Source organism: Mesorhizobium ciceri WSM4083 (assembly GCF_000519305.1).
Taxonomy (GTDB): domain Bacteria; phylum Pseudomonadota; class Alphaproteobacteria; order Rhizobiales; family Rhizobiaceae; genus Mesorhizobium; species Mesorhizobium ciceri_B.
Genome location: NZ_JAFG01000024.1, coordinates 1 through 20763 on the forward strand (window position 1 = coordinate 1; position 20763 = coordinate 20763).

The 20763-nt window shown below is 61.9% G+C and carries 14 protein-coding genes, 1 tRNA gene and 1 pseudogene; 15 read left to right on the top strand and 1 reads right to left on the bottom strand.

What is annotated here, in order from left to right:
- The 4 genes and pseudogenes from tuf to MESCI2_RS0124640 form a co-directional block, all read left to right on the top strand.
- Positions 1 to 326: pseudogene (gene tuf / locus MESCI2_RS01000000135455) on the top strand (elongation factor Tu); the annotation flags it as partial.
- A 155-nt stretch (positions 327 to 481) separates the two neighbouring features.
- Positions 482 to 2122 carry a hypothetical protein gene (locus MESCI2_RS0124630; protein WP_027038848.1) on the top strand — a complete coding sequence of 547 codons (1641 nt, stop codon included), beginning with the start codon at positions 482 to 484 and terminating at the stop codon, positions 2120 to 2122.
- A 101-nt stretch (positions 2123 to 2223) separates the two neighbouring features.
- Positions 2224 to 2706, top strand: coding sequence for a group II truncated hemoglobin (locus MESCI2_RS0124635; protein WP_027038849.1), 483 nt, complete (start codon positions 2224 to 2226; stop codon positions 2704 to 2706).
- 137 nt (positions 2707 to 2843) lie between these two features.
- A tRNA-Trp gene (locus tag MESCI2_RS0124640) sits at positions 2844 to 2919 on the top strand.
- 332 nt (positions 2920 to 3251) lie between these two features.
- Here the strand turns inward: MESCI2_RS0124640 and MESCI2_RS0124645 are convergent.
- Positions 3252 to 4331: a LacI family DNA-binding transcriptional regulator gene (locus MESCI2_RS0124645; RefSeq protein WP_027038850.1), complete on the bottom strand. Its 1080-nt coding sequence runs from the start codon at positions 4329 to 4331 to the stop codon at positions 3252 to 3254.
- Positions 4332 to 4545: 214 nt separating this feature from the next.
- On the opposite strand from MESCI2_RS0124645, the gene MESCI2_RS0124650 reads away from it, so the two are divergent.
- From MESCI2_RS0124650 to rpoC, 11 genes are all read left to right on the top strand, one after another.
- On the top strand, positions 4546 to 5388 hold the full coding sequence (locus MESCI2_RS0124650; RefSeq protein ID WP_027038851.1) for an ABC transporter substrate-binding protein: 843 nt from the start codon (positions 4546 to 4548) through the stop codon (positions 5386 to 5388).
- A 96-nt stretch (positions 5389 to 5484) separates the two neighbouring features.
- Entirely contained in the window at positions 5485 to 7026 is a 1542-nt protein-coding gene (locus tag MESCI2_RS1000000139175) for an amino acid ABC transporter permease/ATP-binding protein (protein WP_023814286.1), read from the top strand.
- A gap of 80 nt (positions 7027 to 7106) precedes the next feature.
- A complete protein-coding gene (locus MESCI2_RS0124660; RefSeq protein WP_027038852.1) occupies positions 7107 to 8231 on the top strand; it encodes an NAD(P)/FAD-dependent oxidoreductase in 1125 nt (374 codons plus the stop codon).
- 370 nt (positions 8232 to 8601) lie between these two features.
- The gene (secE, locus tag MESCI2_RS0124665) at positions 8602 to 8805 is read left to right on the top strand and encodes a preprotein translocase subunit SecE (RefSeq protein ID WP_013531408.1); all 204 of its coding nucleotides are present in this window, start codon (positions 8602 to 8604) and stop codon (positions 8803 to 8805) included.
- Between the two features lie 27 nt (positions 8806 to 8832).
- Positions 8833 to 9360 (top strand): transcription termination/antitermination protein NusG, encoded by a 528-nt coding sequence (nusG, locus tag MESCI2_RS0124670; protein WP_013531409.1) that lies wholly within the window; start codon positions 8833 to 8835, stop codon positions 9358 to 9360.
- A gap of 158 nt (positions 9361 to 9518) precedes the next feature.
- Positions 9519 to 9947 (top strand): 50S ribosomal protein L11, encoded by a 429-nt coding sequence (rplK, locus tag MESCI2_RS0124675; RefSeq protein ID WP_013531410.1) that lies wholly within the window; start codon positions 9519 to 9521, stop codon positions 9945 to 9947.
- Between the two features lie 4 nt (positions 9948 to 9951).
- The gene (gene rplA, locus MESCI2_RS0124680) at positions 9952 to 10650 is read left to right on the top strand and encodes a 50S ribosomal protein L1 (RefSeq protein WP_013531411.1); all 699 of its coding nucleotides are present in this window, start codon (positions 9952 to 9954) and stop codon (positions 10648 to 10650) included.
- 394 nt (positions 10651 to 11044) lie between these two features.
- Entirely contained in the window at positions 11045 to 11563 is a 519-nt protein-coding gene (gene rplJ, locus MESCI2_RS0124685; RefSeq protein ID WP_013531412.1) for a 50S ribosomal protein L10, read from the top strand.
- 54 nt (positions 11564 to 11617) lie between these two features.
- The gene (rplL, locus tag MESCI2_RS0124690; RefSeq protein ID WP_027038853.1) at positions 11618 to 11995 is read left to right on the top strand and encodes a 50S ribosomal protein L7/L12; all 378 of its coding nucleotides are present in this window, start codon (positions 11618 to 11620) and stop codon (positions 11993 to 11995) included.
- Between the two features lie 251 nt (positions 11996 to 12246).
- On the top strand, positions 12247 to 16383 hold the full coding sequence (gene rpoB / locus MESCI2_RS0124695; protein WP_027038854.1) for a DNA-directed RNA polymerase subunit beta: 4137 nt from the start codon (positions 12247 to 12249) through the stop codon (positions 16381 to 16383).
- Between the two features lie 131 nt (positions 16384 to 16514).
- Positions 16515 to 20711 carry a DNA-directed RNA polymerase subunit beta' gene (rpoC, locus tag MESCI2_RS0124700; RefSeq protein ID WP_027038855.1) on the top strand — a complete coding sequence of 1399 codons (4197 nt, stop codon included), beginning with the start codon at positions 16515 to 16517 and terminating at the stop codon, positions 20709 to 20711.
- Positions 20712 to 20763 lie beyond the last annotated feature (52 nt).

Sequence of the window (20763 nt, forward strand, 5' to 3'; positions counted from 1 at the left end):
TCGAGCGCGGCCAGGTTCTGGCCAAGCCGGGCACGGTGAAGCCGCACAAGAAGTTCGTGGCCGAAGCCTACATCCTGACCAAGGACGAAGGTGGCCGTCACACGCCGTTCTTCACCAACTACCGTCCGCAGTTCTACTTCCGCACGACCGACGTGACCGGCATCGTATCGCTGCCGGAAGGCACCGAAATGGTGATGCCGGGCGACAACATCACGGTCGATGTCGAGCTGATCGTGCCGATCGCCATGGAAGAGAAGCTGCGCTTCGCTATCCGTGAAGGCGGCCGCACCGTCGGTGCCGGCATCGTCGTCACCATCAAGGAATAATCGAGCCCGGCATTCACCGGATCGACAAGAACAGGGCGGTCTTCGGGCCGCCCTTTTTTGTTTGCCCGGCTATCGGCTGCCGCCCGTCGCTCGAACCCTGTTGCAAGCCTTTGGACCTCGTCTAGTATAGGTTGCATCAAGGGGCTTTTTGCAGAATGGTTTCAGGGCGCCTTCACCGTTGTCGGGCATTGTGGTCGCTGGCCTTGATCTGCCTGCTGGCATTGCTTGCCCCGGGCCCGGTAGCCTTTGCGGCGGATTCGGCGCCGGATCTTGGGCCGACGATGCGGTTCGGCATTGTCCGCAGCAACGCACCGGGGTGCGAGCCGATCTGCCCGGAATGGATCTCGGCCGAGGGCTCCATAGAAGCCGGCACGCCGGCACTCTTCAAACGCATGCTGAAGACGCTTGGCGGGCGGAAACTGCCTGTTGTCGTGGATTCTCCCGGCGGCAATGTCGAAGCGGCGCTGACGCTTGGCCGGCTGATCCGCAAGAACAAGCTCGATATCGCCATCGGCAAGACGGTGTTTTCCAGCTGCCAGCCCGATGCGAAGGGGTGCCAGGACCGTGACGCCCGCTACTTCGGCGATGTCATCGACTATGGCGCCATGTGCAACTCCGCCTGTCCGTTGATGTTTGCCGGCGGTATCAGGCGGGTGGCCGGCGAATGGGCCTATCTCGGCGTCCATCAGATCACCACGACCTACATCCGCACGAAATTGCAATACCGCACCACCTACCGCATCGTGGGGGGCAAGAAGAAGATCCTCAACACAAAGATCGTCAGCCGCAAGAACGCCGGAAGCTACAAGACCTACGAGATGAGCAAGCCGGTGGAGAAAAAGCTGGCGGCCTATCTCAACCAGATGGGCATCGAACAAGGCATGCTCGAAACGATGAAGGGCACGCCGGCCAGCGAAATCCACCAGATCGCCCTCGACGACATGCTGGCGATGAAGCTGGTCACCAGCACGGACGCTGTAGGCCTGTTGACCGCGGCAAGCCTGTGCGAGCCCGGTCGCCTGGCCACGAATTGCCGGGAAATGCCGGGGAACAAGCCTGATGGCCTGACGGCGACCGCGGCCAAGCCTGCTCCGCCAGCGATCGAAGCCGAGCCGGCGCGGCGCGATGAAGACATGCGCTTCGTTGTCGTTCGCGGCACCAATCCGCTCTGCAATCCAGACTGCCCGGAATGGATCTCGGCGGAAGGCGCGATCACCCCCCAGACCTCGCAGAAGCTGCGCCAATTGCTCGCCACGCTCGGCAAACGGCAACTGCCTGTCGTGATCAGTTCGAGGGGAGGCGACCTGTTCAGCGCCCTGGCGGCGGGACGGCTTATCCATGAACGGAAGCTCGACGTCGCGGTTGGCCGCACCGATTTCGTCGGCTGTGACCCAGGCGCGTGGAATTGCCTGGCCAAAGAGGGCGCCTATGCCGGGCTGAGCATCGATGCGGGCGTGAAGTGCGATTCGGCCTGCGCGCTGATGCTTGCCGGCGGCATCAAGCGGCTTGTCGGTCCCCAGGCGCGACTTAGCCTCTACCCGATGGGGCAAAAGCAGATGGTCAAGGCCTATCTCGAGGAGATGGCGATCGGTCCCGCCCTGTTCGCGGCGATCGAGCGGCGCTCGGTCGAGCGCCGGCTGGAACCCGGCATGATGCTGAAGGTCGGACTGACGACGAGCCTGCAATCGGTCGACGCGCTGACCGGCGCCACCATTTGCGAGGCAGTGCCACGACCCGAGAATTGCCGGATCCGGCCTTCCGCCAATGCCGAGGCTGACGCGCCGGCCAAATTGTAGTGCGCGGCGAAGCCGGAACTGGCCATCGAGGCAGGTTGAGACACTTCCGATTGTTCCGCTATCGTCGCCGCTGGCGGCGCCAGGCAGGCGGAGGATCGAGAATGAGCCAGGATATCCCTACACTCTACGAATGGGCCGGCGGCAGCGAGGCCCTGAACCGGCTAACCCAGACTTTCTATGACACGGTGGCGCAGGACCCGATCGTCGGACCGGTGTTCAAGACCATGTCGCCGGATCACCCCACCCATGTCGCGGCCTTCATCGGCGAGGTTTTCGGCGGACCGAAGACCTACGGCGAGCAGTTCGGTGGCCACCGCGAGATGGTCATGCACCATCTGGGCAAGCATCTGAGCGAGGAGCAGCGCCGCCGCTGGATCAGCCTCCTGGCCGATGCAGCCGACGCGGTCGGCCTGCCTGACGATCCGGAATTCCGTTCGGCCTTCATGGGCTATGTCGAATGGGGATCGCGCCTGGCCAAGATGAACTCCAATCTCGGCCAGACCTGCGATCCGCAGACGGAGCCGATGCCGGCCTGGGGCTGGGGCGTGCCGGGCGGCCCCTATCGGCCGCTGAAAACAAAGTAACCTCTCGCCGAACGAGCTGGTCGTCAGCTGTCCCGATTTCTGGCGCAGGGGGGTGAAGGTACGTTTGCTTGCAAACCACCCTTTACAGAGCGTGCGGAAACTTTTAGGAAGCGCCTGCTGCGCCGACATGCGCACGTACGGGCATAGCTCAGTTGGTAGAGCGGCGGTCTCCAAAACCGCAGGTCGTAGGTTCGAGCCCTGCTGCCCGTGCCATTTCCAAAGGGAAATCAGGCACTTAGAAATAGCGCTGCTCGGTTGAGAAGCCAAAACGACTCCTGCACATCTATTGCACGGACATGCACGTCCGCGGGCAGCGTCCGACGGTGGCGCAAAATCACACGATTCTGGTGGGCAACTTCACCCTAACGACAGCCTGGTTTGGCGCTGCTCGAGGTTCCACAAAGGTAGTTGGCACCAAGGAAGCTGGCTTGGCTCGAGTCGAGATTTGCTCCTTTGGTCCGAAGGATGCGGGCGCAGAATACAAACCATCCGACGCTCGGGCATAGGTTTCCATGCTATGCTTTGGACCGCTCGGCTTTGAGAATCTACAGCTTGTAGGCAGCAGGCGGACCAACGGATCCGCGTTCGATGATTGTGGTCGGCAGAATGAGCCTTTCAGTTGGCCGTGCTTCGCCCTTCAAGCGGCGGATGAGCAGTTCCGCGACGCTTTTGCCCAGCGCATAGACGGGCTGGTCGACGACGGTGATGGGCGGGGTCGTGACGCTCGTCCAGTCCGCGTCATGGAAAGTGATGAGCGAGATGTCTTGTGGAATGCGCAGCCCGCGCTGGCGCATGACCTTGAAGATCTCCAAGGCTATGAGACTGTCGGAGGCAAGGATTGCGGTCGGTCGATCTGGCCCGGACAGCAGTTTGTCGGCGAGCTTTCGCGTCTCGTCGGGGCTTGTCGCGCCAAGGCAAATATGACGTTCCGGTCGATCAATTCCGGCGTCCCGGCACACCTTGAGAAAGCCGTCGATGCGCTCACGGACCGAGGATGTGTAGATTTGCCCGAGGTCGCGATACTCATTGCCTTCGGCGTCAACCGCGGTCACATAGGCGATTTTGCTGTGGCCGGCGTCGACAAGGATACGGGTCGCCCGCATGGCGATGTCTCGATCGTCAACCGTAACCGTGTCGACATCGAGATCAGGCAGCGCCCGGTCAAGCAGGGCAAGCGGCCGGCCTGAACGGTGGATGTCGCGCAGGTGTGAGATGTCACGCGATTCCGACGGCGTGACGATCAGTCCGTCGACGCGCTTGCCGATCAACAGCCGCACAGCTGCCCTTTCCGCCTCGATCCGCTCGCCGGAGTTGGCCAGGATGACGTTGAAGCCAGCCGCCCTTGCCGCGTCGCTGATTCCACGCACCGCAAGGCTGAAGAACGGGTTTTCGATGTCTCCGACCACCACGCCGATGATGCCGGACCTGCCGGTCGTCATGCTTCGGGCCAGTTCGTTCGGACGGTAGTCAAGGGCCTTGGCGGCGGCCATGACATTGGCGCGGATCGTGTCGCTGACGACACCGTATCCGCCGAGTACGCGCGCGGCCGTCGCTTTGGACACATTGGCCACTCGGGCGACATCGCTGACCGTTATCGACTGGGTCTTGGGTGCGGTTCTTTTCATTGGATGAACGACTACAAGAGTTGTTGACGGAAGGTCAATCTGGCGATAACGATTATCAAAGAGACCGGTCTCAATCAATAAGAGACCGGTCTCTTTTAGAAGATTGCGAGCCGAGAGGCGCATGCCGCGGTCGCGGCGGCGGGCGATGTCAGCGTGGGATTGCCGGCTCGACGTCAATGCCAAGAAGAACAGACCTTCAGAGTGGAGAGAAGACATGAGCAGGATAGGAATTCTCAAGTCGTTGATGTCACCGGTCCGGGCCGGCGCAATGGCTCTTATGGCTGTGTGCATCGGCGCGGGTTTTGTTTCCGGAGCAGCCGCCGCGGATGACAATCCCTATGGTCTTATTGATGCGAAAGTCATCAGCGTTGGTACCATGGGTGATGCCAAGCCCTACGCTTTCACCCAAGCGGACGGCACATTCACCGGGTTCGACATCGAATTGTTCCGCAACGTCGCGAGCCGCCTTGGCTTCAAGCCGGACCAGGTGATCTTCACCGGTCAGGAATTCTCGGCGCTGATGCCTTCGGTTGCCAACGAGCGCTTCGATGTCGCGGTCGCGGCAATCGGCACGACGGAAGCGCGCAAGAAGACCGTCGACTTTTCCGACGGGTATCTTGCAGGCTATCTCTCCGTGCTTACGTCAGACAAGGCGATCACTTCGGCGGAGGGGCTCAAGGGCAAGCGCCTCGGCGTCGTGCAGGGAACGCTGCAGGAAATCTATGCAGCAAAGAATTTTGTCGGGACGGATCTCGTCAAATTTCCTGACAACAATTCGGCCGTCTCGGCGCTCAACAATGGCACGGTCGACGCTCATTTCCTCGATTACGAGGCAGCCAAGGACTATGGCGTTCGTTATCCGGACTTGAAGATCGCGGTTAACATCCCGTCCTTCGACGCGCCGGCAGGCTTCGTCTTGCGCAAGGGCAACGACAAGCTTCGCGATGCGCTGAACACCGCCCTGCATGCGGCCATGCAGGACGGCACCTGGAAGACGCTTTATGAGAAGTGGTTCCCAGGCTCGCCGATGCCCGATCAATACCTCCCCAAGAAGTAACCGCACCCGGCCGCCGGCTTTTGCGCCGGCGGCCGGACCACGCGCTGCCGCGTTTGATGTCGGACGATGCGGACAGCGCAACCGAAAGGGGGCCGAATGAACTGGCTTGAAAACTTGCGGCGCAGTTTCCTTGACTGGCAAGCCATGGCGGACGTGCTGCCAAGCATGATCACCATCGGATTGAAGAACACCTTGATCCTCGCGGCCGCATCCACGGTGCTGGGTGTCGTGCTCGGCATGATCCTGGCGGTCATGGGCATCTCGCAATCGCGCTGGCTGCGCATTCCGGCCCGGGTCTACACGGACATTTTCCGTGGCCTTCCGGCGATCGTCACGATCCTTCTGATCGGCCAGGGCTTTGCGCGCATCGGCCGTGAAATCTTTGGGCCTTCGCCCTTTCCGCTCGGCATTCTGGCCCTCAGCCTGATCGCCGGCGCCTATATCGGCGAAATCTTCCGCTCGGGCATCCAGAGCGTCGAGCGTGGGCAAATGGAAGCCTGCCGGGCGCTCAGCATGAGCTACGGGCAGGGCATGCGCCTGATCGTCATCCCGCAGGGCATCCGCCGCGTCCTGCCGGCGCTGGTCAACCAGTTCATCGGCAACGTCAAGGATTCGAGCCTCGTCTACTTCCTCGGTCTGCTCGCATCGGAGCGCGAGATTTTCCGCGTTGGTCAGGACCAGGCGGTGGTCACCGGAAACCTGTCGCCATTGCTGCTGGCCGGCGTGTTCTATCTCGTGATCACCGTGCCGTTGACCCACGTGGTTAATTACATCGACAACTCGCTGCGGGTCGGAAAGCAAAAGGCAGGCCTCGTCACCAGCGGCCTTGCCGAGGTGAGCGAACTGGAGAGCGCCGTCGGCAGCCCGCTCTCCGAGGCCAGCCCTGAAGACAGCTCGGCGCTTTCACGCTTCAAGGGTGGTAGTCTCGCCGTCACCAATCTCGACATGGCCTATGGCGATCTCGATGTCCTGAAGGGCGTCAGCCTGACGGTCAAGCCGGGCACGGTCACCTGCGTCATCGGTCCGTCAGGGTCGGGCAAGTCGACCTTGCTGCGCTGCCTTAACCGCCTGGTCGAGCCCAAGGGCGGTGACGTGCTGCTCGATGGCGCGAGCATCCTGGCGATGAAGCCCGAAAAGCTGCGCCGGCGTGTCGGCATGGTGTTCCAGCAGTTCAACCTGTTTCCCGACCACACAGCCCTGGAAAACGTCATGTTGTCGCTGACCAAGGTCAAGGGCCTTCCGGTGCGGGAAGCCGAGCGCATCGCCGAGGCGCGCCTCGCCGATGTTGGCCTTGCCGCACGCAAACACCATCGTCCCGGCAGTCTTTCCGGTGGCCAGCAGCAGCGGGTGGCAATCGCCCGTGCACTGGCAATGGACCCGGAGGTGATCCTGTTCGACGAGGTGACGAGCGCTCTCGATCCAGAACTGGTGAAGGGCGTTCTGAACCTGATGGCTGACCTCGGCCGACGTGGCATGACAATGGTCGTGGTGACCCATGAAATGGGTTTTGCCCGCAAGGTCGCCGATCAGGTCATCTTCATGGATGAGGGCCGTGTCATCGAGGCCGGCACGCCGGCTGCGATCTTCGACACTCCCAAAAGCGCGCGCTTGAAGCACTTCCTCGCCGAAGTGCTGTGATCCGCATCGCCATCTGGCCGAGATGCGTGGAAACGCCTTCGGTCGCTCAATCCACTCTCTACACAGTGAAAGAACATCTCATGGTTACATCGCATCCGGTCTCGAAGGTCGTCGTTGTCGGAGGCGGCATTTTCGGTGTCTCCACAGCCGTTCATCTCGCGCGGCTTGGCATCGAAACGATCCTCGTCAACGATGGACCGCTTGCCAAGGGGGCGTCGGGCCGCTCGCTCTCCTGGCTCAATTCAGCGCGCAAGCGGTCGGCTGAGTATCATCGCTTGCGCATGATCGGTATCGACCGCTACCGGACGTTGTCGGCGAGATATCCGGATGCTGCGTGGCTGCGTTTCGATGGCGGCCTGACATGGGATGAGGACGACGCCTCGAACCAGATTGCTGATGTCTTCGCCCATGAAAAGGATCTCGGCTATGACGCACAGCACCTGTCAGCAGCCGCCATAGCGGCGGTCACACCAGGCGTTGCCGCAGGCGCCGTCACGCCGCAGGGGGCCATTTTCAACCCAGGAGAAGGCTGGGTCGACCTGCCATCGCTGATCGATGCATTAATTGCGGAGTTCGTGGAGCGCGGCGGGCGACTGGTCACCGATGCCGGCAGGGCCACGGTCACGGTTGTCGATGGTCGTGCCACTGGCGCCACCACGACCAGCGGCATCGACTTTCCTGCCGATGCAGTCCTCCTGGCGACCGGCAGTGATGTGCCGCGAATGGTTGCGGCCACAGGCCACCATATCGAGGATGGGACGCCGATCGCGCTGCTGGTCAGGACCAAGCCGGTCGATTTGGCTCTTCGGGCCGTGCTCAACACGCCGCGCGTCGCCATCCGCCCGACGCCGGACGGAGCCCTCGCGCTCGATTCCGCCTGGTCGGAAGAAGAGGTGATCATCAATGCAGACGGCACCTATGGGGTGAAGGGCTCGACGATTGATGGACTTCTTGAACAAGCCGCGAAGGTCCTCGAGGGGCATCCAAAGCTGGAATTGGAGAGTTATGGTGTCGGCCCCAAGCCGATTCCGGGCGACGGCGAGCCGGTCTTCGGCTTGTTGAAAGATATCCAGGGATACTACGTCGCCTTCAGCCACAGCGGCGCCACGCTCGGCCTGATTGCCGGCGAACTGCTTGCCGGAGAGATAGTCACCGGCATTGAACACCCGCTGCTTGCGAAGTTCCGCCCAAGCCGCTTTGCTTAGGCTTTCGGAATTGTTTCGTGTGGCCATCAGCGACATTTCTGCGGTCTGGCCTTTGAAAATCGGCGACCCGCTTGCCATATAAGGCCGATTGGGGCATAAGAGCGCCATAGCCGGGACGGAACGACTGGATGGTTCCGAGGCGGTGTTTGGTCATAAAGCGGAGACTTGCCACTTGCGTGGATCAAGAATCGGTTTTATGTAGACGAAACAGACACGCGACGCGTGGAGCTGGGAAACCGGCTTTACGCGTCTGATTTGCATGGGCGAAATGATTGCGCGGATTCGGCGCGAAATTCGCTCAGGCGGTACGTCCCGGCCAGCGGGATCATCCAGGAGACCCGGCCAACGGGTCTTGAAGACAGAGCGGCATATGGCTTCGAAAACCACAAATCCTTTCGTCTTTCTCCAGCAGGTCCGCGCGGAGACCGCCAAGGTGACTTGGCCGTCGCGGCGCGAAACGATGATCTCGACGGTGATGGTTCTGGCCTTCGCAGTGATCGCGATGATCTTTTTCTTCACCGCCGATCAGCTCATGGGCCTTGCGGTCGAACAGATTCTGGGCATCGGACGCTAAGTCCGGCGATTACGGAGAAGTCTTGAAATGACCGCGCGCTGGTACATCGTCCACGCCTATTCGAACTTTGAAAAGAAGGTCGCCGAGGATATCGAGAACAAGGCCAAGCAGAAGGGCCTGTCCGCCGACATCCACCAGATCGTGGTTCCGACCGAGAAGGTCGTCGAAGTTCGCCGCGGCCGCAAGGTCGATGCCGAGCGCAAGTTCTTCCCGGGCTATGTGCTGCTGAAGGCCAATTTGACCGACGCCGTGTTCTCGCTGGTCAAGAATACACCGAAGGTCACCGGCTTCCTGGGTGACTCCAAGCCGGTGCCGATCACCGAGGCGGAAGCGCAGCGCATCCTGAACCAGGTGCAGGAAGGCGTCGAGCGGCCCAAGCCCTCGGTCACGTTCGAGATCGGCGAAGCGATCCGCGTTTCGGATGGTCCCTTCGCGTCGTTCAACGGTTTCGTCCAGGAAGTGGACGAGGAGCGGGCGCGGCTCAAGGTGGAAGTTTCGATCTTCGGGCGCGCCGTGCCGGTCGATCTGGAATTCGGACAGGTCGAAAAGGGCTGATCCGAAATCCCTGACGCCGGCTTGGCGATCAGGGGAGGCGGCGCGGAAGCGCGGCCTGAGAACGGTGGGAGACGAATGCGGCTTTAGCCGGCCGCATGGATCGCACCACCAGACTGCAACCGCCGGCATGACCGGCATAGACAAAGGCAGGAAAAGAGATGGCTAAGAAAATTGCAGGCCAGCTCAAGCTCCAGGTGAAAGCGGGATCGGCTACGCCGTCTCCCCCGATCGGCCCGGCGCTTGGTCAGCGTGGCATCAACATCATGGAATTCTGCAAGGCGTTCAACGCGCAGACCCAGGAAATGGAAAAGGGATCGCCGGTTCCGGTCGTCATCACCTACTATCAGGACAAGTCCTTCACCTTCGTCATGAAGACGGCGCCGGTGAGCTACTTCCTGAAGAAGGCAGCGAACCTGACGTCCGGTTCCAAGGAGCCGGGCAAGGTCAAGGCCGGTACGGTTTCGCGTGACAAGGTCCGCGAGATCGCCACCGCGAAGATGAAAGACCTGAACGCAAACGACGTCGAGGCGGCCATGCGCATGGTCGAGGGCTCCGCCCGCTCGATGGGTCTGGAAGTGGTGGGCTAAGATCATGGCAAAGATTGCAAAGCGTGTATCGAAGACCCGCGAAGGCATCGATCCCAACAAGGCTTATGCCCTGGGTGATGCGCTGAAGCTGCTCAAGGACCGTTCCTCGGTGAAGTTCGATGAGACCATCGAAGTCGCCATGAACCTCGGCGTCGACCCGCGCCATGCCGACCAGATGGTCCGCGGCGTGGTCAACCTGCCGAACGGCACCGGCCGCTCGGTGCGTGTCGCCGTGTTCGCCCGTGGCGACAAGGCCGACGAAGCGCGCGCCGCCGGCGCCGACATCGTTGGTGCCGAGGATCTGGTCGACATCGTCCAGAAGGGCACGATCGATTTCGATCGCTGCATCGCCACGCCGGACATGATGCCGCTGGTCGGTCGTCTGGGCAAAGTGCTCGGCCCGCGCGGCATGATGCCGAACCCGAAGGTCGGCACCGTCACCACCGACGTTGCCGCCGCCGTCAAGGCATCCAAGGGCGGCGCCGTCGAGTTCCGTGTCGAGAAGGCTGGCATCGTCCATGCCGGCGTCGGCAAGGTCTCGTTCGACGTCAAGGCGCTGGAAGAGAACATCCGCGCCTTCGCCGATGCGGTGACCAAGGCAAAGCCGACTGGCGCCAAGGGCAACTACGTCAAGAAGGTGTCGGTCACCTCGACGATGGGCCCGGGCCTCAAGCTCGACGTCGCGACGCTCAACGCGTCCTGATACGAACATTTGGATCGGCCGCTAAGCGGCTGATCCGCAAGTGAATTCCGGGCCTCCGACCTAGTTGGCGGCCCGGTGCCGGAAGTCGAAAGGCTTCCGGACATCCTGTCCGAGATTGCAGGCGGCCCAGAAGCCTTAATTCGATTTGGGCCTGCATGAGACGGGTGAAGACCGGACAACGGAGCGATTGCTCCAATGAAAGGTTCGAACCGTGTTTGCCTTTTGTCTGCGCATCGCCGGCTTGACTGTCGATGTGGCGAAAGGGGGCAGGATCCTCGAGCGTCGTTCGGGAGATCCGTTACTGGATGGCCCGGCCGACAAAAGGCAACCCGACGCCTGTCCTCGTCAATGGGATGTTCCCGTTAACAGGATTGGGGTCAACTGGAGATAGGCAGTGGACAGAGCGGAAAAACGCGAACTCGTCACGGGCCTGAACGGTGCGTTCTCGAACGCAGGTTCAGTGGTCGTGGCCCACTACGCCGGTATCACCGTCGCGCAAATGAACGACCTTCGGTCGAAAATGCGCGCCGCCGGTGGCACCGTCAAAGTCGCGAAGAACCGTCTCGCCAAAATCGCTCTTCAGGGCACGGACTCCGCATCGATCATCGAGCTGTTCAAGGGACAGACGCTGATTGCTTATTCGGAGGATCCGATTGCGGCGCCGAAGGTCGCGTCCGATTTCGCCAAGGGAAATGACAAGCTCGTCATTCTCGGTGGCGCAATGGGCACCACCTCGCTCAATGCCGACGGTGTGAAGGCACTCGCCACACTTCCGTCGCTCGATGAGCTGCGCGCCAGGCTGGTTGGCATGATCGCCACGCCGGCAACCCGGATCGCCCAGATCGTCAATGCGCCAGCGGCTTCGGTCGCGCGCGTCATCGGCGCTTACGCCCGGAAGGACGAGGCGGCATGAGGCCGTTCCTCGCTATCACAAACACACGTTCGAACCTTATGAAGGAACACAACAATGGCTGATCTCGCAAAGATCGTAGACGACCTTTCGAAGCTGACCGTCCTCGAGGCGGCCGAGCTGTCGAAGCTTCTGGAAGAAAAGTGGGGCGTTTCCGCCGCTGCTCCGGTGGCTGTTGCCGCCGCTGGTGGTGGTGCGGCCGCTGCTGCTCCGGTCGAGGAAAAGACGGAATTCGACGTCGTCCTCACCGAGGCAGGCGCTCAGAAGATCAACGTCATCAAGGAAGTCCGCGCCATCACCGGTCTTGGCCTCAAGGAAGCCAAGGATCTGGTCGAAGCGGCTCCGAAGCCGGTCAAGGAAGCCGTTTCCAAGGCCGACGCTGACAAGTTCAAGGCCCAGCTGGAAGCAGCCGGCGCCAAGGTCGAACTGAAGTAAGCGTAAAAGCGGCGGGCGGCCTCGCGCCGTCCGCCACTCCCTTCGCTCGAAGGGAGTGCGCGTAACGCGAGATCTACGAGAACCTCTTTCCTGAGGGCCGAAAACCGGCCTTCAGGAAACGGGTTTTCTCCCGTTCTAGCCGGCCGCCGACAGGCGCCGGGAAAACAGACAGAGGGTTGCCGCCAAGGTGGCCCAGCATGCAAGGCGAGCCGCGGCGAGGCTCGTCCCGAGTTTAGAGCTAAGGAGCGACGATGGCCCAGACCCAGACTTTCAATGGCCGCAGACGCGTACGCAAGTTCTTCGGAAAGATTCCGGAAGTTGCGGAGATGCCGAACCTGATCGAGGTTCAGAAGGCATCCTATGACCAGTTCCTGATGGTGGCGGAGCCCAAGGGTGGGCGTCCGGACGAGGGACTGCAGGCCGTTTTCAAGTCGGTCTTCCCGATCTCCGATTTTTCCGGCTCCTCGATGCTGGAGTTCGTGAAGTACGAGTTCGAAGGACCGAAATTCGACGTTGACGAATGCCGTCAGCGCGACCTGACCTACGCTGCGCCGCTCAAGGTGACGCTGCGCCTCATCGTGTTCGATATCGACGAGGATACCGGCGCCAAGTCCATCAAGGACATCAAGGAGCAGGACGTCTACATGGGCGACATGCCGCTCATGACGCTGAACGGCACCTTCATCGTCAACGGCACTGAGCGCGTCATCGTCTCGCAGATGCACCGTTCGCCGGGCGTTTTCTTCGACCATGACAAGGGCAAGTCGCACTCGTCGGGCAAGCTTCTGTTTGCCGCGCGCGTCATCCCCTATCGCGGCTCGTGGCTCGACATCGAGTTCGATTCCAAGGACGTCGTGCACGCCCGCATCGATCGCCGCCGCAAGATCCCGGTGACGTCGCTGCTGATGGCGCTCGGCATGGACGGCGAAGAGATCCTGTCGACCTTCTACAACAAGATCACCTACAAGCGCGCCGGCGACCATTGGCGCATTCCGTTCAACGTCGAGCGTTTCCGCGGCCTCAAGGCCGTCGGCGACCTGGTCGATGCCGATACCGGCGAAGTCGTCGTCGAAGCCGGCAAGAAGATCACGGCACGCCAGGCACGGGCGCTTGGCGAAAAGGGTCTGAAGGCGATCAAGGCGACCGACGAGGATCTGCTCGGCAACTACCTTGCCGAGGACATCGTCAACTACGCCACCGGCGAGATCTTCCTCGAGGCCGGCGACGAAATCGACGAGAAGACGCTGAAGGTTCTGCTCGGCACCGGCGAAGACGAGATCAAGGTTCTCGACATCGACCACGTCAATGTCGGCGCCTATATCCGCAACACGCTCAACGTCGACAAGAACGAGAGCCGCCAGGACGCGCTGTTCGACATCTATCGTGTCATGCGCCCCGGCGAGCCGCCGACGCTCGAAACCGCCGAAGCCATGTTCAACTCGCTGTTCTTCGACAGTGAGCGCTACGATCTGTCGGCCGTCGGCCGCGTCAAGATGAACATGCGCCTCGAGCTCAAGGCCGAGGACACCGTGCGCGTGCTGCGCAAGGACGACATCCTGGCCGTGGTCAGGACGCTGGTCGAACTGCGCGACGGCAAGGGCGAGATTGACGACATCGACAATCTCGGCAACCGCCGCGTGCGTTCGGTCGGCGAGCTGATGGAAAACCAGTACCGCGTCGGCCTGCTGCGCATGGAGCGCGCGATCAAGGAGCGTATGTCCTCGATCGAGATCGACACGGTCATGCCGCAGGACCTGATCAACGCCAAGCCGGCGGCTGCCGCCGTGCGCGAGTTCTTCGGTTCCTCGCAGCTGTCGCAGTTCATGGATCAGACCAACCCGCTGTCGGAGATCACCCACAAGCGCCGCCTCTCGGCGCTTGGACCGGGCGGTCTGACCCGCGAGCGCGCCGGCTTCGAAGTGCGCGACGTGCACCCGACGCATTACGGCCGCATCTGCCCGATCGAGACGCCGGAAGGCCCGAATATCGGTCTGATCAACTCGCTGGCCACCTTCGCACGCGTCAACAAGTACGGCTTCATCGAGAGCCCGTACCGCAAGATCGTCGACGGCAAGCTGACCAATGACGTCGTCTATCTCTCGGCGATGGAAGAGGCCAAGCACCATGTCGCGCAGGCCAACGCCGAGCTCGACAAGAACGGTGGTTTCGTCGACGAATTCGTCATTTGCCGCAGCGCCGGCGAAGTGATGATGGCGCCGCGCGAAAACGTCGATCTGATGGACGTGTCGCCCAAGCAGATGGTGTCGGTGGCCGCGGCCCTGATCCCGTTCCTGGAAAACGACGACGCCAACCGCGCTCTGATGGGCTCGAACATGCAGCGTCAGGCCGTGCCGCTGGTGCGCGCCGAAGCGCCGTTCGTCGGCACCGGCATGGAGCCGATCGTTGCCCGTGACTCGGGCGCCGCCATCGGCGCCCGCCGCGGCGGCATCGTCGACCAGGTGGACGCGACGCGTATCGTTATCCGCGCCACCGAAGATCTCGATCCGGGCAAGTCCGGCGTCGACATCTACCGGCTGATGAAGTTCCAGCGTTCGAACCAGAACACCTGCATCAACCAGCGTCCGCTGGTTCGCATGGGCGACCTCGTCAACAAGGGTGACATTATCGCCGACGGTCCGTCGACCGAGCTCGGTGATCTGGCGCTCGGCCGTAACGTGCTGGTCGCATTCATGCCGTGGAACGGCTACAACTACGAGGACTCGATCCTCCTGTCCGAACGCATCGTCGCCGATGACGTCTTCACCTCGATCCATATCGAGGAGTTCGAGGTCATGGCGCGCGATACCAAGCTCGGGCCGGAGGAAATCACGCGCGATATCCCGAACGTCTCGGAAGAAGCGCTGAAGAACCTCGACGAAGCCGGCATCGTCTATATCGGTGCGGAAGTTCAGCCGGGCGACATCCTGGTCGGCAAGATCACGCCGAAGGGCGAAAGCCCGATGACGCCGGAAGAGAAGCTTCTGCGCGCCATCTTCGGCGAAAAGGCATCCGATGTGCGCGACACCTCGATGCGCATGCCTCCGGGCACTTTCGGCACCGTCGTCGAGGTGCGCGTCTTCAATCGCCACGGTGTGGAGAAGGACGAGCGCGCCATGGCGATCGAGCGCGAGGAGATCGAACGCCTCGCCAAGGACCGCGACGACGAGCAGGCCATCCTGGACCGTAACGTCTATGCGCGTCTTTCCGACGTGCTCGTCGGCAAGGAAGCGATCGCTGGACCGAAGGGCTTCAAAAAGGGCTCGACGCTGTCCAAGGATACGCTCGACGAGTATCCGCGTTCGCAGTGGTGGCAGTTTGCCGTGGAGAACGAAAAGCTCCAGAGCGAACTCGAGGCGCTGCGTGGCCAGTACGACGATTCCAAGAAGGCGCTCGAACAGCGTTTCATGGACAAGGTCGAGAAGGTCCAGCGCGGCGACGAAATGCCTCCGGGCGTCATGAAGATGGTCAAGGTCTTCGTGGCCGTGAAGCGCAAGATGCAGCCCGGCGATAAGATGGCCGGCCGTCACGGCAACAAGGGTGTTGTGTCGCGGATCGTTCCGGTCGAGGACATGCCTTTCCTCGAGGACGGCACGCATGCCGATATCGTGCTCAACCCGCTGGGTGTGCCGAGCCGCATGAATGTCGGCCAGATCCTGGAAACGCATCTGGGCTGGGCATGCGCGGGCATGGGCAAGAAGATCGGCGAGCTGATCGACACGTACAAGGCAGCCGGCGACATCAAGCCGCTGCGCAAGACGCTCGAGAGCTTCATTCCTGCCAACGACCGCAACGAGCCGGTCCGCGACTATGACGACGAGAGCATCGTTCGCCTCAGCGAGCAGATGCGCCGCGGCGTCTCGATCGCGACCCCGGTGTTCGACGGCGCGCACGAGGCTGACATCAACATCATGCTGGAGCAGGCGGGCCTGCACACATCAGGTCAGTCGCAGCTCTATGACGGACGCACGGGCGAGCCGTTCGATCGCAAGGTGACGATGGGCTATATCTACATGCTCAAGCTTCACCATCTCGTGGACGACAAGATCCACGCGCGTTCGATCGGTCCGTACTCGCTCGTCACGCAGCAGCCGCTGGGCGGCAAGGCGCAGTTCGGTGGCCAGCGCTTCGGCGAAATGGAGGTCTGGGCGCTCGAAGCATACGGCGCCGCCTACACGCTGCAGGAAATGCTGACGGTGAAGTCCGACGACGTCGCCGGCCGTACCAAGGTCTACGAGGCGATCGTGCGTGGCGACGACACTTTCGAGGCCGGCATCCCCGAGAGCTTCAACGTTCTCGTCAAGGAAATGCGGTCTCTCGGCCTCAATGTCGAGCTGGAGAACACCAAGCTCGACGACAACCCTGTCCGGCTGCCCGACGCGGCCGAGTAAACAAGACGTTCGGTCGCGGAAAACGCGACCGAACGCACCAAATTCTTCGGCCGGTGGCCGACACACGACGGCGGGCGTTTGGCCCGCGCTAGATGCAAGGGGTTTTCGAGGACCCCGAAAAGGAGAACGGCATGAACCAAGAGGTCATGAATCTCTTCAATCCGCAGGCGCCTGCGCAGGTGTTCGATTCCATTCGGATATCGCTTGCCAGCCCTGAGAAGATTCTGTCCTGGTCTTTCGGCGAGATCAAGAAGCCGGAGACCATCAACTACCGCACCTTCAAGCCGGAGCGTGACGGTCTGTTCTGCGCGCGCATTTTTGGCCCGATCAAGGACTACGAGTGCCTGTGCGGCAAGTACAAGCGCATGAAGTACAAGGGCGTCATCTGCGAGAAGTGCGGCGTCGAAGTCACGCTGTCGCGCGTTCGCCGCGAGCGCATGGGCCACATCGAGCTGGCGGCTCCGGTCGCCCATATCTGGTTCCTGAAGTCGCTGCCGTCGCGCATCGGCACGCTGCTCGACATGACCCTGAAGGACATCGAGCGCGTCCTCTACTTCGAGAACTACATCGTCACCGAACCTGGCCTCACCGCGCTGAAGGAGCACCAGCTGCTCAGCGAGGAAGAGTACATGATCGCCGTCGACGAGTATGGCGAGGATAGTTTCACCGCCATGATCGGCGCCGAGGCCATTCATGACCTCCTGGCCGGCATGGACCTGGAGAAGATCGCCGGCGACCTGCGTTCGGAACTGGCTTCGACCACCTCCGAGCTGAAGCAGAAGAAGTATCTGAAGCGGCTCAAGGTCGTCGAGAACTTCATGGAATCCGGCAACCGTCCGGAATGGATGATCATGAAGGTGGTTCCGGTGATCCCGCCGGACCTGCGTCCGCTGGTTCCTCTGGACGGCGGCCGTTTCGCCACGTCGGATCTGAACGATCTCTATCGCCGCGTCATCAACCGCAACAACCGTCTGAAGCGGCTGATCGAGCTGCGTGCCCCCGGCATCATCGTGCGCAATGAAAAGCGCATGCTGCAGGAAGCCGTCGATGCGCTGTTCGACAACGGCCGTCGCGGCCGCGTCATCACCGGCGCCAACAAGCGCCCGCTGAAGTCGCTGTCCGACATGCTCAAGGGCAAGCAGGGCCGGTTCCGTCAGAACCTGCTCGGCAAGCGCGTCGACTATTCCGGCCGCTCGGTCATCGTGACCGGTCCGGAGCTCAAGCTGCATCAGTGCGGCCTGCCCAAGAAGATGGCGCTCGAACTGTTCAAGCCCTTCATCTACGCCCGTCTCGACGCCAAGGGTTACTCCTCGACCGTCAAGCAGGCGAAGAAGCTGGTCGAAAAGGAGCGTCCGGAGGTCTGGGATATCCTCGACGAGGTTATCCGCGAGCATCCGGTGCTGCTGAACCGTGCGCCGACTCTGCACCGTCTCGGCATCCAGGCGTTCGAGCCGATCCTGATCGAAGGCAAGGCGATCCAGCTGCACCCGCTGGTCTGCACGGCCTTCAACGCCGACTTCGACGGCGACCAGATGGCCGTTCACGTGCCGCTGTCGCTGGAAGCGCAGCTTGAAGCCCGCGTGCTGATGATGTCGACCAACAACATCCTGCACCCGGCTTCCGGCGCGCCGATCATCGTGCCGTCGCAGGACATGGTTCTGGGTCTCTATTATCTCTCGATCGTCAACCAGAACGAGCCGGGCGAGGGCATGGTGTTTGCCGACATGGGCGAACTCCAGCACGCGCTCGAGACCAAGGCGGTGACGCTGCACTCCAAGATCAAGGGTCGTTTCCGCACGGTCGACGCCGAAGGCAAGGTCGTGTCGAAGATCCATGACACCACGCCTGGCCGCATGATCATCGGCGAGCTTCTGCCGAAGAACGTCAACGTGCCTTACGAGACCGCCAACCAGGAGATGACCAAGAAGAACATCTCCAAGATGATCGACACCGTCTACCGCCATTGCGGTCAGAAGGAGACGGTCATTTTCTGCGATCGCATCATGGCGCTCGGCTTCAGCCATGCCTGCCGTGCCGGCATTTCGTTCGGCAAGGACGACATGCTGATCCCGGATGCCAAGATCAAGCTGGTCTCCGACACCGAGGCTTTGGCCAAGGAATATGAGCAGCAGTACAATGACGGTCTGATCACGCAGGGCGAGAAGTACAACAAGGTCGTCGACGCCTGGGCCAAGTGCTCGGAAAAGGTCGCCGACGAAATGATGGCCCGCATCAAGGCGGTCGAGTTCGAGGACAATGGCCGTCAAAAGCCGATGAACTCGATCTACATGATGTCGCACTCCGGTGCGCGTGGCTCGCCCACCCAGATGCGTCAGCTTGCCGGCATGCGCGGTCTTATGGCCAAGCCGTCGGGTGAAATCATCGAGACGCCGATCATCTCGAACTTCAAGGAAGGCCTGACCGTGCTCGAGTACTTCAACTCGACCCACGGCGCCCGCAAGGGTCTGGCCGACACCGCCTTGAAGACGGCGAACTCGGGTTACCTCACCCGTCGTCTGGTCGACGTGGCGCAGGATTGCATCGTCAACTCCGTCGACTGCGGCACCGACAAGGGCCTCACCATGCAGCCGATCGTCGATGCCGGTCAGGTCGTCGCTTCGGTCGGGCAGCGCGTGCTGGGCCGTACGTCGCTCGACGACATCACCCATCCGGTGTCGGGCGAGATCCTGGTCAAGGCCGGAACGCTGATGGACGAGCGTGACGTGGAACAGATCGAAAAGGCCGGCGTCCAGTCGGTCCGCATCCGCTCGGCACTGACTTGCGAAGTCAGGGTTGGCGTCTGCGCGGTCTGCTATGGTCGCGATCTTGCCCGCGGCACCCCGGTCAACCAGGGCGAAGCCGTCGGCGTCATCGCGGCGCAGTCGATCGGCGAGCCGGGCACCCAGCTCACCATGCGTACCTTCCACATGGGCGGTACCGCGCAGGTGGTGGACAGCTCGTTCCTTGAAGCCTCCTATGAGGGCAAGGTCGAGATCCGCAACCGCAACGTGGTGCGCAACTCCGACGGCCAGCAGATGGTCATGGGCCGCAACATGGCGGTGCTGATCCTCGACGAAGCCGGCAAGGAGCGCGCCTCGCACCGCCTCACCTATGGTTCGCGCATCTTCGTGGACGATGGTGACAAGGTGAAGCGCGGCCAGCGTATCGCCGAGTGGGATCCCTATACCCGTCCGGTCCTCACCGAAATCGAGGGCAGGGTGTCGTACGAGGATCTGGTCGACGGCATTTCCGTTCAGGAAACGGCCGACGAGTCGACCGGCATCACCAAGCGTGAGGTCATCGACTGGCGCTCGACGCCACGCGGCAACGACCTGAAGCCGGCGATCGCGATCCAGGACGCCAAGGGCAAGGTCGGCAAGCTGTCGAAGGGTGGCGACGCCCGCTTCCTGCTCTCGGTCGAGGCCATTCTTTCGGTCGAGCCGGGTTCGCAAGTTCGCCCCGGCGACGTGCTGGCGCGTATTCCGATGGAAAGCGCCAAGACCAAGGACATCACCGGCGGTCTGCCGCGTGTTGCTGAACTGTTCGAGGCACGTCGTCCGAAGGATCACGCCATCATCGCCGAGATCGACGGCACGATCCGCTTTGGCCGCGACTACAAGAACAAGCGTCGCATCATCATCGAGCCGCATGACTCGACGCTCGAGCCGGTCGAATACCTGATCCCGAAGGGCAAGCCGTTCCATCTCCAGGACGGCGACGTCATCGAGAAGGGCGACTACATCCTCGACGGCAATCCGGCGCCGCACGACATCCTGGCGATCAAGGGCGTGGAGGCACTTGCTTCCTACCTCGTCAACGAGATCCAGGAAGTCTACCGTCTGCAGGGCGTGTCGATCAACGACAAGCACATCGAGGTGATCGTTCGCCAGATGCTGCAGAAGGTCGAGATCACGGTGCAGGGCGACTCGACCTACATCCCGGGCGATCATGTCGACGTGATCGAGCTGGAAGAGGTCAATGAGCGTCTGATCGAGGATGGCAAGAAGCCTGCCGAAGGTCTGCCGGTGCTGCTCGGCATCACCAAGGCATCGCTGCAGACGCCGTCCTTCATCTCGGCCGCCTCCTTCCAGGAGACGACGCGAGTGCTGACGGAAGCTGCCGTTGCCGGCAAGACCGACATGTTGCAGGGCCTGAAGGAAAACGTCATCGTCGGCCGGCTGATCCCGGCCGGTACCGGCGGCACAATGAGCCAGATCCGGCGCATCGCCACCTCGCGCGACGAACTGATCATCGACGAGCGCCGCAAGGCCTCGGGGGTGGAAGTCGCCGAGCCGATGCTGGCCGACATGACAACCGCCGCGCAGTAAGCGCGGACGGAAAGAGAAGAGGAAAAGGGGCCGGTGGCCCCTTTTCGCGTTT

Coding starts and splice junctions, on each gene's coding strand:
- MESCI2_RS0124630 (WP_027038848.1), top strand. CDS start 482: ATGGTTTCAGGGCGCCTTCACCGTTGTCGGGCATTGTGGTCGCTGGCC.
- MESCI2_RS0124635 (WP_027038849.1), top strand. CDS start 2,224: ATGAGCCAGGATATCCCTACACTCTACGAATGGGCCGGCGGCAGCGAG.
- MESCI2_RS0124645 (WP_027038850.1), bottom strand. CDS start 4,331: ATGAAAAGAACCGCACCCAAGACCCAGTCGATAACGGTCAGCGATGTC.
- MESCI2_RS0124650 (WP_027038851.1), top strand. CDS start 4,546: ATGAGCAGGATAGGAATTCTCAAGTCGTTGATGTCACCGGTCCGGGCC.
- MESCI2_RS1000000139175 (WP_023814286.1), top strand. CDS start 5,485: ATGAACTGGCTTGAAAACTTGCGGCGCAGTTTCCTTGACTGGCAAGCC.
- MESCI2_RS0124660 (WP_027038852.1), top strand. CDS start 7,107: ATGGTTACATCGCATCCGGTCTCGAAGGTCGTCGTTGTCGGAGGCGGC.
- secE (WP_013531408.1), top strand. CDS start 8,602: ATGGCTTCGAAAACCACAAATCCTTTCGTCTTTCTCCAGCAGGTCCGC.
- nusG (WP_013531409.1), top strand. CDS start 8,833: ATGACCGCGCGCTGGTACATCGTCCACGCCTATTCGAACTTTGAAAAG.
- rplK (WP_013531410.1), top strand. CDS start 9,519: ATGGCTAAGAAAATTGCAGGCCAGCTCAAGCTCCAGGTGAAAGCGGGA.
- rplA (WP_013531411.1), top strand. CDS start 9,952: ATGGCAAAGATTGCAAAGCGTGTATCGAAGACCCGCGAAGGCATCGAT.
- rplL (WP_027038853.1), top strand. CDS start 11,618: ATGGCTGATCTCGCAAAGATCGTAGACGACCTTTCGAAGCTGACCGTC.
- rpoB (WP_027038854.1), top strand. CDS start 12,247: ATGGCCCAGACCCAGACTTTCAATGGCCGCAGACGCGTACGCAAGTTC.
- rpoC (WP_027038855.1), top strand. CDS start 16,515: ATGAACCAAGAGGTCATGAATCTCTTCAATCCGCAGGCGCCTGCGCAG.